The sequence below is a fragment of the Metabacillus idriensis genome (genome assembly GCF_009674765.1).
Taxonomy (GTDB): Bacteria; Bacillota; Bacilli; order Bacillales; family Bacillaceae; genus Bacillus_P; species Bacillus_P idriensis.
Window position 1 is genome coordinate 19,566 of record NZ_WKKF01000012.1, and the last position, 16,090, is coordinate 35,655.

Consider the following 16,090-nt stretch of genomic DNA (forward strand, 5'->3'; position numbering starts at 1 on the left):
TGAAATCGATCATAGAAGTTGATGTTTTAATTATTTTGAATTTATTTTGTATAAAAAAGAAATAGCGGGAGATCGATTATTGGACATTTATGGTAAAATAGAAATATCCTTATGTTTCTGCAAGTTTAATAGGTTTTGTGTAAATATATTTAACTCTAATGCAACTGTAATTACAGGACAGTGCGATCGGTCTGTTTTGAGCAGGATTGTTACATAAAATAATTATAGTGAGGAGAGCTGGGATGGACATTATTTTCGAAGATGAGGCGCTGGCCATCGAAGTTGTCAAGGCAATCCATACTGGCGATGTCCTATCGCTGAAGCGGATGCTTGCTGATAATCCAGGTCTGGTCACGGCGAGAATTGTCAGAAGAGATTATGATGAAAAGTGTAATCGCTTGGGAATGTCGCGGACACTGCTACATGTGGTGACCGACTGGCCTGGTCACTTCCCAAGCGGTGCGGAGACAGTGAAGCTGTTGGTTCATGCCGGCGCTGAGGTGAACGCCCGATTCACCGGCCCGCACACAGAGACGCCGCTTCATTGGGCTGCGAGCAGTGGTGACATTGAAGTGCTTGACGCTCTTCTTGCTGCCGGTGCAGACATTGAGGCTCCCGGAGCTGTCATCGCAGGCGGCACTCCGCTGGACGATGCGGTGGCATTCGCGCAGTGGCATGCAGCGCGGCGGCTTGTCGAACGAGGGGCACAAACCAAGCTCTGGCACGCTTCTGCACTCGGGCTGATGGATCGCGTCAAAGAACGCTGTGAAGGCAGCAAATTACCCGCTCCCGACGAAATCACAGAAGCTTTCTGGCTAGCGTGTCATGGCGGACAGCTAATGGCAGCCGAGTACCTCTTGGAGCAGGGGGCTAATCTCAATTGGATCGGCTATGATGAACTTACACCCCTTGATGCTGCACACCGCAGCAGCGCCGATGAACTGGTCCACTGGCTGGGTAGCAGGGGCGCCAGATCTGCCAGTGAGATGGGATGATCTCAAGGGTTATCAATAAAAGTAAAACAATATGGTTTTTCGAGAACAAGAAAAGCGTTTTTTTTGATGAAGTAAAAAGTTGAATTTAACTGGTAAACTAGAAAAACAATGGACTGTTTCGGCAGTTCATTTTTTTTTTGATAAAAGGGTTGTAAAACGCTTTCACACGCATTATAATTCAAATAAACCGATTTACTAAACCGATTTAGTAAAAGAAAGGAGCATTTTTTTGAATCATGTAATCATTCCGCTTAATGCTTTTGATAGAAAAGAAGTTTTAGAGAATGGGCAGCTTTCGTATATCAGCATGATTAAAGAATCAGGAGCTTACGGCGCAGAAATCAGAAGAGAATTGTTTTCTGAACAACAATTACCCTTGAAGCAGATGAGGGAAGTGAGGGAAGGTTCCTTATTTACCGTCTATTCAGCGCCTGTTGAACTGTGGAAAATGAACGGAAGTCTTAATGAAGATGAAATTCTGGAAATTAATGAAGAAGCCCTTTTGCTTGGTGCGAGGTGGGTGAAGGTATCGCTGGGACATTACATAAAAGGTGTATCAGACTTAGAAAAACTGAATCAATTACTGAAACAATTTGATTCGATGGAACTGCTGATCGAAAACGATCAAACCGTGCATGGCGGAAACGCTGAAATTCTTCGTTCTTTTTTTGAAAGCGCTTGTATTGCGGGAGTACCAGTTAAAATGACATTCGATACAGGAAATTGGCTCTATACGAATGAAAACCCGATTGAAGCGTTTGGAATGCTGAAAGATTATATTGCATATCTGCATCTAAAGAATGTGGTGCCATCTGGCAATGGATTTATTTCCACTGAACTAACAAACAGTGAAACAGCTGATTGGAGAAAGATAGCAGAGCAGCTGCCGGTAAATCTCCCAAAAGCACTGGAATTTCCGATACATCCTATCAGCCGTTTGAAAGAATTTATAGAAATGGTTCATCCCAATAAAACAAATAGGAAAGGTGAGGCTGTATGCAAAAGTTAGATGTAGTTACGTTCGGGGAAGCAATGGCACTGTTCATGGCAGAAACTCCAGGACCGTTAGATGAGGTCAGGCACTTTACGAGGGAGCTTGCAGGCGCTGAAACCAATGTCGCGATTGGGCTAGCAAGACTCGGGCTGAAATCAGGATGGGCAAGCAAGGTGGGAGCAGACGCTTTTGGGACTTTTATTATGAAAAGGCTTGCAGAAGATAACGTGAATGTAGATCATGTTTTTAAAGATGACTGCTATCCAACGGGATTTCAGCTCAAAGAAAAAGCATTGAAGGGAGATCCTGCGGTTCAGTATTTCCGCAAAGGCTCTGCCGCAAGCTTTATGAGTGCTGATGATTTTCAAAAAGACTATTTCAGCGGGGCCGGGCACCTTCACATGACTGGTATACCACTTGCTATTTCAAATCATACTCGTTCGTTTGCCGAAAAAGCCTTGACTCATATGAAAGATTTGGGGCGCACAGTCAGTTTTGATCCTAACTTGAGACCGACATTATGGAATACCCAGCAGGAAATGATTGAGGTAGTAAATGAGTTTGCTTTTAAAGCGGACTATGTCCTTCCCGGCATATCAGAGGGGGAACTTCTTACTGGATACAGCAATCCGAGTGATATAGCTTCCTTTTATTTAGAAAAAGGAGTCAGCCTTGTTGTCATTAAGCTTGGCGAACAAGGTGCATTTTATAAAAATCATGCAGAAGAAGGAACCGTAAAGCCATTTGAAGTTAAAAAAGTGGTTGACACAGTCGGAGCGGGTGATGGATTTGCGGTTGGACTGATCAGCGGCCTGTTTGAGAATCTGCCGCTTAATGAAGCTGTATTAAGAGGAAACGCTATTGGTTCTTTGGCTGTTCAATCACCTGGTGATAACGATGGATATCCAGATCGAGAGACATTAATCAATTATATGAATTTACCTATTTAAGGAGGATTTACGATGAAGCAACCATTAGCAAAACAAAGATGGCTCCGGTTAATACCAGTTGTTTTTATCACATACAGCCTTGCCTACCTGGACCGGGCGAACTATGCGTTCGGCGCTGCAGGCGGAATGGCGCAGGATTTGCAGATTACACCTGCTATTTCCTCGCTGCTTGGATCTCTATTCTTTTTAGGGTATTTCTTTTTCCAGGTTCCCGGAGCACATTATGCCGAAAAGAAAAGTGCCAAAGTCCTGATTTTCTGGTCGCTGATCGCTTGGGGAGCTCTTGCGACGGCAACAGGAATGGTTTCAAATGTAAATTTCTTATTTATCATCAGATTTATGCTTGGTGTTGTAGAAAGCGCCGTCATGCCGGCAATGCTTGTCTTTTTAAGCCACTGGTTCACTAAAGCAGAACGATCACGTGCTAACACATTTCTTATCCTTGGTAATCCGGTAACGGTTTTATGGATGTCAATCGTTTCAGGTTATTTATTGGAAGCGTACGGCTGGAGATGGATGTTTATTATTGAAGGACTTCCAGCGGTAATTTGGGCATTTTTATGGTGGAAGCTTGTGTTCGATCATCCTAAAGATGCAAAATGGCTCAGCGCAAAAGAAAAAGCGGACCTTCAGGCTGCCCTTGAAAAAGAACAGGAAGGAATCAAGCCTGTTAAGAACTACCGTGAAGCGTTTAAATCGAAAGTCGTTATTTTACTCGCAGCGCAATATGCTCTGTGGAGTGTCGGACTTTACGGATTCGTTATGTGGCTTCCTTCTATTATAAAAGCAGCACCGAATATGAGCATTGTTCAAACAGGATGGTTATCCGCCGTCCCTTATGTTTTAGCTGTCATTCTTATGCTTACCGCTTCACATTTCTCAGATAAGCTGCAAAAACGGAAAGAATTTGTCTGGCCGTTCCTGTTTATCGGTGCGATAGCCTTTTATGCATCGTACTTGATTGGACCGGATCATTTCTGGATCAGTTTCGTCCTGCTTATTATAGCTGGAGGCGCAATGTACGCGCCATATGGACCGTTTTTCGCCATAATCCCAGAGATTCTGCCTCGAAATGTAGCTGGAGGAGCAATGGCCTTAATCAATTCAATGGGTGCACTTGGTTCATTTGTAGGGTCATATGTAGTTGGGTATTTGAACGGTTCAACTGGCGGTTTTGCAGCATCATACATCTTTATGGCAGGTTCATTGCTGCTGTCAGCTATCTTAACTATTGTTGCGACGAAACAGGCAAAGGAAAAGCATATCAAACAGCCGAACCTTAATACCAATATTTCATAATAGAATGAGGAGTGGAGAATATGGGAGTAACTGAAATTAAAAACCGCGGGGTTGTAGCTGTTATAAGAGGAGCAACGCCTGAATCCATCATTTCAATCGGAAATGCTTTAAAAGACGGAGGGGTTACGGCTCTTGAAATCACGATGGAAACACCTCGAGCAGCGTCTGTTATTGAGGCTGCAGCGTCATACTTTGGAGACGATGTGCTTGTTGGAGCAGGGACCGTCCTTGATCCGGAAACGGCCCGAATGGCCATTCTTTCAGGCGCAAAATTCATTTTTTCACCAACGGTGCGAAAAGAAACGATCACAATGACTAAACGCTATGGCGTTATTAGTGTTCCAGGGGCATTTACACCGACAGAAATTCTAACAGCCTATGAATATGGAGCAGATATGATTAAAGTGTTCCCGGCTGATGCTTTCGGACCTTCCTATTTAAAAAATATTGCTGGCCCGCTGCCTCACATCCCGCTGATGCCGACTGGCGGAGTTGATCTTCATAATACAGCTGAATATATTAAAGCAGGCGCTGTTGCAGTCGGGGTAGGGAGTACTCTAGTGAATACAAAAAAACCATTAACGGAAGAAGCCCTATTTAATATGAAAGAAAAAGCTGCAGATTTTATAAACGAAGTAAAGAAAGCAAGAGAAGAAATTCAAATGGCCGCTCGAGTATGAGCGGCCCTGCATTTTTAGCTGATGAAGAGGAGAGTGGATTAATGTCTGTTTATCCGATAAAATGATTGGTACGAACAGATTGGAAAGAGTTGATAAGATGGCAAGAGTGACGATGGCTGACGTGGCTAAAGAAGCAGGAGTTTCTAAAAGCACGGTTTCTCAATTTATAAATAAACGCTATGAATATATGGGCGAAGACACGAAGAAAAAAATTGATGAAGCAATTAAATTTCTCGGTTATCAGCCCAACTATCTGGCTAGAAGCTTAAAGCAGAAACGGACATCGATGATCGGCATTATCGTCGGAAACATCATGCACAGACTCTCGACAGAGGTCAGCCGTTCAATAGAGGATTATTGTCATAAGCATGACATTCATGCCATTCTCTGCAATGCCGATGACAATCCTGAAAAAGAGCGCAAATATATTGAAGTTCTTCATGCGAAGCAGGTGGACGGACTGATTATTTTTCCGACAGGACAGAACCTGGACCTGTATCAGAAGCTGATAGATGAAGACTACCCGGTCGTTTTCATGGATCGAAAGATTGAAGGATTAAAAGCCAATTATGTCGTGGCAGCGAACCGTGATGCAACGGAAGAATCCATTAAGCACCTGATTTCCCGAGGACATACTAAAATTGCCATTGCGACACAGCCGCTGATGATCAGTCCTAGGATTGACAGGCTGAAGGGTTATAAGCAGGCGCTGAGTGAAGCGGGTATCCCGCTCATAAAAGAGTATATGATTCATGCTGAACGGGAGCAGATAAACCATGAATTGGAAAAGCTCTTTGCCCTTAAAGAGCCGCCAACTGCCCTTTTTGCCGGAAACGATTTAGTTTTCATCGAAATTCTTGAATTTTTTAAAGACAAACAGATGAAAATCGGGAAAGATGCCGCGTTAATTGTGTTCGATAATATTCCGCTGGCTCATTTAGCTGAAACACAAGTGACCACCATTGCCCAGCCAGGCTATGAAATGGGGCAAAAAGCAGCTGAAATCCTGCTGAAGCAAATTAAAAAAGAACAGGACGGAGTTCACGAGCATGTTTTCCCGTGTGAACTTATTATCAGAGAATCATCGTAAGCGATTCTCTTTTTAAAGGCTCTTTTCGTAAATATTGTTGCTAAAGACTAAATATTTTTAACTCTAAGTGGATTGAAGAGGAAGGAACTTGACTCCTGCGGGAAATAGAGCAAATTGGAAGACCCCACAGGCAACGCCGAGGAGGCTTCCATGCTCCCCGCGGAAAGCAAGTTCCTGGAGCGGAAAGGAACGGGCAACATTTGTAATGAAAAACAACAACCTATGCGAAAACAGACTTTTTTAAACATTTACTAAACCGGTTTAGGGAGTGGTTTGATGAAAATTCAACTGGCGCTTGACCGTTTATCAATTGATGAAGCCATTAAGATAGCCGGACAGGCAGAACAATACATAGACATCATTGAAGTCGGAACTTCTCTGATTAAGGAATTCGGGGTTATCAGTATATCGAGGCTGAAAGAAGCTTTTCCAGATAAACTGATTTTAGCGGATATGAAAACGATTGATAATGCCTTGTATGAATTCAATTTATGCTTTGAAGCTGGGGCAGACATCGCCACTGTCATGGGAGTAAGTCCGCTTCAGACAATTGAAACGTGTCTCGAAGCTTCTGCAAAGCATCAGAAAAAGACAATGATCGATTTATTAAACACAACGGCAGAACAAAAAGCAGCTCTTTTTCCTTATACCGAGGCTATTTTTTGTGATCATGTCAGCAAAGATGTGCAGGAAAAGTCTGGATTGAAAAATACAGCTTCAGCCGCTTTTGATCCCACATTGGAGTGGGCAATAGCAGGGGGTATTACAGGAGAATCGATTCAAAATATGGCAGGACCGCTTCCTGACATCGTTATTATCGGATCAGCGATTACAAAATCCACACAGCCTGAAAAAGCAGCTGAAGCATTGCGTGAAATCATAGAAAGAAAGAAGGCGAAATCAAATGAACCAGCTTGAAACTATTTTATCTGAAATAGAAACAGTCCTGAAAAGAAGCAGCACACAGCAGATTGAGCCGATTGTCTGCGAGCTTTTAAAAGATCAGCGGATATTCGTCATCGGCGAAGGGCGGTCGGGGTTAATGGCAAAATCCTTTGCCATGCGCCTGATGCATTTGGGAGCAGAAGTCTTTGTTGTAGGAGAAACCATCACACCGAGTATATCAGAGAGTGATAGTTTAATAGCCGTCTCAGGGTCCGGCACAACAAAAAATGTTGTCTGGACGGCGGAAAAAGCAAAATCACTCGGGTGTACGATTATCGCTGTAACTGCTGATGCTGAAGCACAGCTCGCAGCACTTGCCACCCATATCCTTCACGTACCGGCAGCAACCAAATATCGCAAAGAAGGCGAACAGCCGACAATACAGCCATTGGGATCGTTATTTGATCAATGTGTTCACATTCTCTTTGATGGAATTTGCCTGCAATATGCAGAAATGAAAAATATCAGCAATGAACAGGCTTTTCAGAAGCACAGTAATATGGAGTAGGAAGATAATGAAGAGCTTGGGTCCACACTGACCCAAGTTCTTTTTTCTTTATAAAGTAAGCATGGCAATTGGCTCATCAAAAGTTGAATCAATCGTTAGTTACGATTCTTTTTGTGTAACCATATGTACCTCCAATTTGAAAGATTAGATCAAATGAAACTGACATTAAGGTGATTTTTCTTGCCCAGATGGACAACAACTGCCTAATGTGATGAATCTCATGAGCAATAATTTAATACATGATTTTTCCTTAAGTAAAGGATAACATATCAATCTTTTATAATCATTCCTGTAAGAAAGATAGATTGATATTAACTTATTTTTACATTAATTTGATAAAATTTATATAAAAGGAAAATTCATAGACATTAAAAAATTGTAACTTTTCCTATGGTTCAAACGAATAATAACTGAATGCCTAGTCTAGGGGGGAGACATTTGTTTGAATCAGAGCAGTTAGAGAAAAACATAAGTGATATTTATAATCAGCATTACTTAGATGTCTACAAATTCCTTATTTGTTTTACAGGTAATCAGCATGATGCAGAAGATATGACACAAGAAGTTTTTATCCGAGTATTAAAACAATTATCTAGCTTTAATCATACTAGCAATATGAAAACGTGGATTTTTTCTATAGCTAAGCATATCGCCATTGATCACTACCGCAGAAATAAGTTCACTTCTATTTTTAAAGAGGGATTTTTTCATCAAATACGATCCAATCAAAAGCCTTCAAATGAGGTTGTTGAAGAAAATGAACTGAAGAAAACTGTTCATATGGCTATTTCTAAATTAAAACCAACATTCAGAGCGGTGGTCATAATGAGAGGGATAAACGAATTTTCGATAAAGGAAACATCGAATATTCTGGGGTGCAGTGAATCTAAGGTCAAAGTGGATTACCATCGTGCCTTGAAGGAATTGAAAACAAAATTACATGTTGATGCATCGGAGGTTATGAAAAATGCAAAGTGATAAAGAACTAATTAATTTATTAAAAGAATCATACCCTCTGGAACCAAGTTCGGAATTTATTTCAAATACAGAAATTAAGCTTAAACACAAAGCAAGAAAGATGAGCAGAAATAAAAGAATTGGGCAATTTTCAATGGCCACTGCGGGAGTATTATTGGGAGCAATGATACTGACATGGTTCTTTATATTTAGCGGGAATGATGTTATTTTGAAAACAGTTTCCTATACAAAAGATCAACAGGCACCACCTTCATATCAACAAGAACCAGCTGTATTGATTTATAGTACACATAACCATGAATCATTTATTCCGGAGATAGATGCAGAAAATATAAATGAGGCTTATCACGAAGATATTAATGTTTTAAAAGTTGGAAAGAAACTGACTCAATTACTGGAAAATAAAAAGATCAATACGATTATTGATGATACGGATTTTATGGGAGAGATGAAAAAAAGAAACTTAACGTTTCAAAAAAGTTATCAGGTTTCAAGAGAGAGTGTTAAAAATGTTCTGATTAAAAATAACCGTATACAAATGGTATTTGATATTCATAGAGATGCACAGAAACGGGATGTTACTACACTAAATATCGAGGGAATGGATTACGCAAAAATCGCTTTTACTATTTCTTCTGACAATAAGAATTATGAGCAAAATAAAATATTTGCACAGCTCTTAAACGATAGGTTGGAAGCGAGGTACCCAGGAATATCAAGAGGGGTATTTCTTAAATCGCAAACAGCCTATTCTACCTATTCATATAACCAGGATCTCCATGAACAATCCGTGCTGCTAGAAATAGGCGGAGCTGAAAATACAATTGAAGAAGAATATCGAACAGCTGAAGCACTTTCAGAAGTGATAAGTGATGTCATTAAAAATGATGGTAACTGAATTTTAGGTAAGGTGAAGAAAACTATGAATATATAAATCTATGAAGTGGCCAATTTGGGGTTAACAGAAGTGCTAATAACCTCGAGTTGGTCTAATTTAATGGGAAAATTAAATTTTGTTGATTTGCTGATATTTATTATTCGCATTAATATTAAGAAAAAGTGAAAGGTGATAGGTATGTTGATCATGAAGTCCCGCTGTGAATCATTAGAATTGCGAATCTTGAGGAGTTTAAATGCTAGAATGAATTTGCCTGCAAAAGATAAAAATCACCTTGACTATCTGAAAAAAGGGTTTGAGGGAGAGTTGATGTTTGACGAATGGATGACGGACAAAGCTCATAATGGGCTTATTTTAAATGATTTGTTATTGGAGACAAATCGTTCCTTATACCAAATCGATTCTTTATATATCTCATTAAACAAGATTTTTCTTTTTGAAGTTAAAAACTATGAAGGTGACTATTTCATAGAAGGGGATCAATGGTTTTCATCTTCCAGTTTAGAAATAAAAAATCCCCTGCATCAATTAAAAAGAAGTGAATTGTTATTTCGCCGATTGCTCAAGGAACATCATTTCACCTTTTCAGTTGCAGCATATCTTGTTTTTATTAACCCCGAATTTCAGCTCTATCAAACTCCTCTTAACCTTCCAATTATTTTCCCGTCTCAATTAAACCGCTTTGCAGATACATTGGAAAAGAAATCTAATCCACTAAAAGAAAGTCATTCTGGCCTCGCACATAAATTGTTATCTCTCCATCAAGATGATTCACCATATAGCCGCTTACCGAACTATAGCTACGATCAACTTAATAAAGGGATACTTTGTCCAAAGTGTTTTTCATTTTATACCCCTTTGACCAAAATGCGCTTGATATGCAAAAACTGCAAGGGGATAGAGGGTCAGCAAAGCGCTGTCTTACGCAGCATAGAAGAATTCAAGATACTCTTTCCAAAATCCAACATTACTACGAACCAAATCTATGATTGGTGCAGCGTCATAGATACTAAAAAAACCATTTGGAGAATTCTTTCGCAGAAATTTAATAAAGAAGGGCATGGAAAATCTGCTAATTATGGGGAACTTCTTTGACCGCCTAAATTTTAATTAGAGATGAGGCAGAGCTGGATCAAACGCGTGTTATGATTGCACAATCTATGGAATGAGCGTAGAAAGTGGAATCAAAAGGGTGCTATGATTCCACAATTTATGGAAGGAGCGTTGAAAGTGGAATCAAACCGCTGGTATGATTCCGCAATTGATGGAAAGAGCGTGAAAAGTGGAATCAAAAGGGTGCTATGATTCCACAATTTATGGAAGGAGCGTTGAAAGTGGAATCAAACCGCTGCTATGATTCCGCAATTGATGGAAAGAGCGTGAAAAGTGGAATCAACCGCATGTCATGATTCCACAATCTATGGAAAGAGCGTGGAAAGAGGAATGAAATCGCTGCTATGATTCCGCAATTGATGGAATGAGCGTGAAAAGTGGAATCAACCGCATGTCATGATTCCACAATCTATGGAAAGAGCGTGAAAAGTGGAATCAACCGCGTGTTATGATTCCACAATCTATGGAAAGAGCGTGGAAAGAGGAATGAAATCGCTGCTATGATTCCGCAATTGATGGAAAGAGCGTGAAAAGTGGAATCAACCGCATGTCATGATTCCACAATCTATGGAAAGAGCGTGAAAAGTGGAATCAACCGCGTGTTATGATTCCACAATCTATGAAATGAGGCTGAAGAGTGGAATCAGAGGCGTGCAATGATTCCACAATCTATGAAATGAGGCTGCAAAGTGGAATCAAAAGCGTGCAATGATTCCACATTTTATGGAATGAGGCTGAAGAGTGGAATCAAAAGGGTGCAATGATTCCACAATCTATGAAATGAGGCTGAAAAGAGGAATCAACCCGCTGCGTTGATTCCCCTTTTTATGAAATGAGGCTGAAAAGAGGAATCAACTCGTTGCTATGATTCCACAATCTATGAAATGAGGCTGAACAGTGGAATCAATCGCGTACTATGATTCCACAATCGATGGAACTAGCCTGAAAAGAAGAATCAACCGCCTGCTCAGATTCCACAATCTAAAATAACAACAAAAAAACTGACTCACCACGAGTCAGTTTTCCCTTATTTACCTTCTTCTTCATCTTCCCGGTCAAACCAAAGCAGCTCCTGATCTTCTTCGTCGCCGTTGTAGTTGATGAGAATTTCTTCTCCAGCTTTTATGTCTTTGTACGCGCTGAAGATAAAGGTATGGTTCTCGAAGCTGATTTCATAAGTGGCATTTGGTGTGTAGGAATGGTTGAACAGCATGCCGTAGCCCAGCAGGATGGCTGTGTGGTTCTGGCCATATTCAAATGCGTAATCAGCAAGTGTTGTTTTTTCAATATGTTCGTGCTCGGCATTTGGATAAGGAATTACCGGAGCTTCGTGGATAATTTCACCTTTTGCGATGTCGCGAGTAGCGAATACGCCTCTATTAAATTCCCCGTCGCTGAGGGAAGATGTTTTAATTTCAATCATTTGGTCACCTGTATAATCTTTCCTGTTAAGTTTTTTTCTTTATCTTAGCTTGACAGTTCAGTGGGAGAAAAGCAACTGTTTTCACCGATTGTTCTCATTTTTTTAGTTGGAAATCCTTAAGTTGAAAACATCTGAAGTTCAGAACTAGAGCATAGAATGGTACATTAAATGAAAAGCAACGAACTGGGGAGATGAAAATGGACAGAATCCGGAACTTTTCAGAATGGTTTTATTCGCGGGCTGGATGGAAGACACTAATAGCTTCAATCGTCATCTTTTTCTTGTTCATGCTGTTTGTGCTGCCGAGCGTCGCTGAAACGACGAAAGATATGACTGGTACAAGTGAATCCCCGGATGGATCCTATTTTTATTCTTCTGCAGATTTGTATAAAATAGCTGATGAGTATGGGGAGAAAGGGAGAGTGTATTACATTCAGTCAAGATTTACGTTTGATGTAGTCTGGCCGCTTGCATATTTGTTTTTTCTGGCTGCCGTTTTGACGGCAATTTATCGTGTGCTGCCAACGGGAAGTTCATTTCGGTTAGTTAATCTCATCCCGTTCGGCGGAGCGCTCTTTGACTATCTTGAGAATGCAGCATCTTCCGCTGTGATGTCCAGATATCCAAAGAAAACACCTGTGATTGCGGAACTTACTCCGATTTTTTCGTTTGTAAAGTGGAGTCTGATTTATGCAAGCTTTGGCTTGCTGTTTCTTGGAATATTTATAAACATTGTCTTCTATATAAAAACACGCAAAAAAAAATCGGACACCTAACATGTCCGATTTTTTTACATCAACCTGTGTTACGAAGTCCTGCAGCAATTCCATTAATCGTCAGGAGCACTTCACTTAAGAGCTCTTCATTAGGGAGATCATTTCCGGCTTCACGGAGTTTGGAAATCACTTCAACTTGGAAAAAGCTTAGTGGGTCCACATACGGGTTGCGGAGCCTTACAGATTCCTGGATGTTTGGAATGTGATCCATTAACTCTGTCTGCCCGGTTATGTGGAGCAAAATTTCTTTCGTTCTGTTATATTCTGCCGTGATATCGTTAAAGATCCGTTCGGCTGCCTGCGGATCGTCAACCATGGCGAGGTATTCTTTTGCCGCCATTAAATCGGCTTTTAATAAAGCCATTTGCAGGTTGTCGATGGTTGAACGGAAGAACGGCCAGCTTTTGTACATCTGCTGAAGGCGTTCAAGGTTTGCCGCATCTTTTATCCCGCTTTGTAATCCAGTTCCGGCTGCATACCATGCAGGGAGGAGCTGACGGCTCTGTGTCCATGCGAACACCCAAGGGATGGCGCGCAAATCTTCAAACCGCTCGCTTCCTTTTCGGCTCATTGGACGTGATCCTATATTGAGCGCCCCAAGTTCAGGCAGGGGAGTTGCTTGTTTAAAATAATTCAAGAAGTCCGCATCTTTAAAGACTAGCTCCTGATATTTCTTTAGAGAGACAGCTGATATTTGATCCATCGCATCTTCCCAGTCATTCGTGCGGATATCTGACTGTTCCGCTTCGTTTGAAACGTGTGCGGCAGCTGTAAGGAGTGTAGACGCTGCCTGTTCTAAACTGCGGTAAGCAATGTCGTATAAACCATAGCGTGAGGAAAGAACCTCGCCCTGCTCGGTAATTTTCACTCCGTCTCCAAGTGTTTCAGCCGGCTGTGAAAGAAGACTGCGGTTTAGAGGGCCGCCGCCGCGTCCAAGTGAACCGCCGCGTCCATGGAAAAATTTCAGGCGAATGCTGTATTGCTTGGCCATATCATGAATTTCCTGCTGAGCTTTGTAGAGCTTCCAGTTAGCTGTCAGCGTGCCGCCGTCCTTGCTTCCATCCGAATAGCCAAGCATGATTTCCTGAAGGTTATTTTGCTCCTCCAGATGCTTGCGGTAGAAATCCAATTGAAACAGCTGCTCCATAATTTTTGGGCCTGCAATCAAATCATCGATCGTCTCCAGCAGGGGAGCGACATTAAGCTTGCTTTCCATCCGACCATCAGGATGCAGACGGTAAAGTCCTGCTTCCTTGGCAAGAACCATCACTTCAAGAAGATCACTTGCTGATTGCGTCATACTAACCAAGTACACTTCAATTGACCGCTCGCCAAATTCCTTGTGTGCGCTCCGGATCATATGGAACACATCTAAAACATTCTGTGTTTCCTTTGAGTAATCCTCTTTAAAAGAAACAAGAGGTCTTGGATCCTGCAGAACATCTCCAAGCAGCTTCATTTTTTCTTCCTCTGGCAGGCTGGAATAGTCCCGAGCAAGCTTTACGGAATGGAAAATCTCTTTAATTGCCGCCTCATGCTCGCCGCTGTGATTGCGGATATCCAGGGTTGCAAGATGAAAACCGAACAATTCAACCTGGCGAATCAGCTTCTGGAGGCTTTTCAGCTCATAGCCTTTAGGGTGATGAAGCTTGACGCTTTGCTGAATCAGCTTCAGATCATCTGAAAATTGCTGGGACGAATTGTAGCCAAACGGACTCTGCGGATCCAGCTTTTTAAGCATAATTGTTAATTTGCAGCGATACACTTCATGCTCAACTTGCCATCTTTCCTTTTTACTTAAAAGAGAAACTTCATCGCGGACCGAATCAAGGAGTTCATCACTGACAGTCACTCTTTTTGTAGACTGGCTCAGACGTTTGCGCAAGTATTTTAAAGACTCTTTATATTTGCGGACAGCAAGCGTTCTGTGTTTATTCAGCGTTTTCCAAGTGATATCTGCGGTTACATTTGGGTTGCCATCGCGGTCTCCGCCGATCCAAGATCCGAAGCGGAGGAAATTCGGAACCTGCCATTCGCTCTCCGGATAGTTAGACTGCAGACAATCTTCTAATTCCTGATGAATTTGAGGGAGCACTTCAAATAGAGTTTCATCAAAATAATACAATCCATTTGCGACTTCATCCATAACAGTAGGCTTACGGTCACGCAGCTCATCTGTCTGCCACAAAATCACGACTTCATTGAATAGACGATCCTCAAGTTCGGCACGTTCACGCTTAGTATGAATCGGCTGATCCAGACTATTAAGCAGTGTGGCGATCCGCTTATGTATTTCAAGCACACTTCGTCTTGTCGCTTCTGTTGGATGAGCAGTAATAATAAGCTCAAGTGAAAGAGTTTTGAGCAGATTCTGAATGACATCCGCAGCAACGCCATTCTCTTTTAAAGAGGCAACAGCATTTTCCAATGAACCTGGCTGCTTCACAGACTCTTCCTGAAATTGATAATCGCGTCTTCTTCTGATGCGATGATTTTGCTCTGCAATATTAACTAGATGAAAATAAACCGCAAATGCTCTGATAACCTGCTTTCTCAGCGGAGGCTCAAGCGTACTTATTTCACTTTTTAAATCGGCATATATAGATTCATCCGAATTGCTGCGAAGCGATTTTGTCATCTCCCGGATTTTTTCTACCTTATCTAACAGGGGATGGCCGCCCTGGTGGACTAACACATCTCCCAGCATGTTTCCAAGGAACTTTACATCACGGCGCAGTGCCGCGTTATGATCACGATCTTGTATGGTTTCTGTTTTTACCGTCATTCTATGCACCTCTTTTACTGGAATGGATTCCATCTTTTTAGCAGTTGTTATTTGAAAATTAAAATAATGATAAGTTTACCATGAATCGTATAAAAATGCATAGTATTCGCTTTTATATTGTTCTAATTTTTAGAATCTTCATGTTAAAATATTGTCATACTGCCCACATTTATATGGACGGGATTACTGGTTTAAGGTGATGAAAGGAAATGAAAAGAGTAAATGTAGTTTACGTTCTTTTATATCATGATACAACTAATAAGATTTTAATGGTTAAAAATAAAGGCAAACGCTCTTCCTCTTATTATACATTGCCGGGCGGCGCAGTGGAGGATGATGAAACACTTGATCACGCTGCAATTCGAGAGGTTAGGGAAGAAACGGGGTTAGAGGTTTCTGTCCATGGAATGATTAATATCAGTGAAGCATTCCTTGAAGAAAGAGGACATCATGCCATTTTCTTTACTTTTCTCGGCAGAATAACCGGCGGAAAACAGGAAATCATCATGCCCGGAGAAATAGAAGAAATCACCTGGATGGATACTGAACAGGCGTCAAAATATCTTCATTTCGAAGCTGAACAGGATGGACTCACAAATCAGAGTACTGCCATACCATATAAGTTCTTAAGAAATCTGTAGAGGAAGCCTCATTGC

15 protein-coding genes are annotated in these 16,090 nt (G+C 41.3%); 13 read left to right on the forward strand and 2 right to left on the reverse strand.

The features are described from left to right. Positions 1-242: 242 nt before the first annotated feature. The 11 genes from GJU41_RS20865 to GJU41_RS20915 all read left to right on the forward strand — a co-directional run bounded on the left by GJU41_RS20865 (position 243) and on the right by GJU41_RS20915 (position 10,432). A complete protein-coding gene (locus GJU41_RS20865; protein WP_154319467.1) occupies positions 243-995 on the forward strand; it encodes an ankyrin repeat domain-containing protein in 753 nt (250 codons plus the stop codon). Between the two features lie 229 nt (positions 996-1,224). Further along, the gene (locus GJU41_RS20870) at positions 1,225-2,004 is read left to right on the forward strand and encodes a sugar phosphate isomerase/epimerase family protein (RefSeq protein ID WP_154319468.1); all 780 of its coding nucleotides are present in this window, start codon (positions 1,225-1,227) and stop codon (positions 2,002-2,004) included. Continuing rightward, positions 1,992-2,939: a sugar kinase gene (locus GJU41_RS20875; RefSeq protein WP_154319469.1), complete on the forward strand. Its 948-nt coding sequence runs from the start codon at positions 1,992-1,994 to the stop codon at positions 2,937-2,939. Before GJU41_RS20870 ends, GJU41_RS20875 begins: the two co-directional genes overlap by 13 nt. A gap of 12 nt (positions 2,940-2,951) precedes the next feature. Then, positions 2,952-4,238, forward strand: a complete 1,287-nt coding sequence (locus tag GJU41_RS20880; RefSeq protein ID WP_070877815.1) for an MFS transporter — start codon at positions 2,952-2,954, stop codon at positions 4,236-4,238. A 20-nt stretch (positions 4,239-4,258) separates the two neighbouring features. Then, the gene (locus GJU41_RS20885; protein ID WP_070877816.1) at positions 4,259-4,918 is read left to right on the forward strand and encodes a bifunctional 4-hydroxy-2-oxoglutarate aldolase/2-dehydro-3-deoxy-phosphogluconate aldolase; all 660 of its coding nucleotides are present in this window, start codon (positions 4,259-4,261) and stop codon (positions 4,916-4,918) included. Between the two features lie 97 nt (positions 4,919-5,015). Next, the gene (locus GJU41_RS20890) at positions 5,016-6,008 is read left to right on the forward strand and encodes a LacI family DNA-binding transcriptional regulator (RefSeq protein ID WP_070877823.1); all 993 of its coding nucleotides are present in this window, start codon (positions 5,016-5,018) and stop codon (positions 6,006-6,008) included. 276 nt (positions 6,009-6,284) lie between these two features. Beyond that, positions 6,285-6,926 carry a 3-hexulose-6-phosphate synthase gene (gene hxlA, locus GJU41_RS20895; protein WP_154319470.1) on the forward strand — a complete coding sequence of 214 codons (642 nt, stop codon included), beginning with the start codon at positions 6,285-6,287 and terminating at the stop codon, positions 6,924-6,926. Next, positions 6,913-7,461, forward strand: coding sequence for a 6-phospho-3-hexuloisomerase (gene hxlB / locus GJU41_RS20900; RefSeq protein WP_154319471.1), 549 nt, complete (start codon positions 6,913-6,915; stop codon positions 7,459-7,461). Before hxlA ends, hxlB begins: the two co-directional genes overlap by 14 nt. Positions 7,462-7,899: 438 nt before the next feature. Beyond that, entirely contained in the window at positions 7,900-8,439 is a 540-nt protein-coding gene (locus GJU41_RS20905) for an RNA polymerase sigma factor (protein ID WP_224771441.1), read from the forward strand. Next, positions 8,429-9,337, forward strand: coding sequence for a stage II sporulation protein P (gene spoIIP / locus GJU41_RS20910; RefSeq protein ID WP_070877820.1), 909 nt, complete (start codon positions 8,429-8,431; stop codon positions 9,335-9,337). The genes GJU41_RS20905 and spoIIP overlap by 11 nt, the downstream gene beginning before the upstream one ends. A gap of 243 nt (positions 9,338-9,580) precedes the next feature. After that, on the forward strand, positions 9,581-10,432 hold the full coding sequence (locus GJU41_RS20915) for a nuclease-related domain-containing protein (RefSeq protein WP_224771442.1): 852 nt from the start codon (positions 9,581-9,583) through the stop codon (positions 10,430-10,432). 1,045 nt (positions 10,433-11,477) lie between these two features. On the opposite strand, the gene GJU41_RS20920 is transcribed toward GJU41_RS20915, so the two are convergent. Continuing rightward, entirely contained in the window at positions 11,478-11,873 is a 396-nt protein-coding gene (locus GJU41_RS20920) for an SET domain-containing protein (RefSeq protein ID WP_070875690.1), read from the reverse strand. Positions 11,874-12,070: 197 nt separating this feature from the next. Between GJU41_RS20920 and GJU41_RS20925 the strand changes: the two genes are divergently transcribed. Next, the gene (locus GJU41_RS20925) at positions 12,071-12,649 is read left to right on the forward strand and encodes a hypothetical protein (RefSeq protein ID WP_070875689.1); all 579 of its coding nucleotides are present in this window, start codon (positions 12,071-12,073) and stop codon (positions 12,647-12,649) included. A 19-nt stretch (positions 12,650-12,668) separates the two neighbouring features. Here the strand turns inward: GJU41_RS20925 and ppc are convergent, their stop codons facing one another. Then, positions 12,669-15,434, reverse strand: coding sequence for a phosphoenolpyruvate carboxylase (gene ppc / locus GJU41_RS20930; protein ID WP_070875688.1), 2,766 nt, complete (start codon positions 15,432-15,434; stop codon positions 12,669-12,671). Between the two features lie 209 nt (positions 15,435-15,643). On the opposite strand from ppc, the gene GJU41_RS20935 reads away from it, so the two are divergent. Next, positions 15,644-16,075 (forward strand): NUDIX hydrolase, encoded by a 432-nt coding sequence (locus GJU41_RS20935; protein WP_154319472.1) that lies wholly within the window; start codon positions 15,644-15,646, stop codon positions 16,073-16,075. The last annotated feature ends 15 nt before the right edge of the window (positions 16,076-16,090 follow it).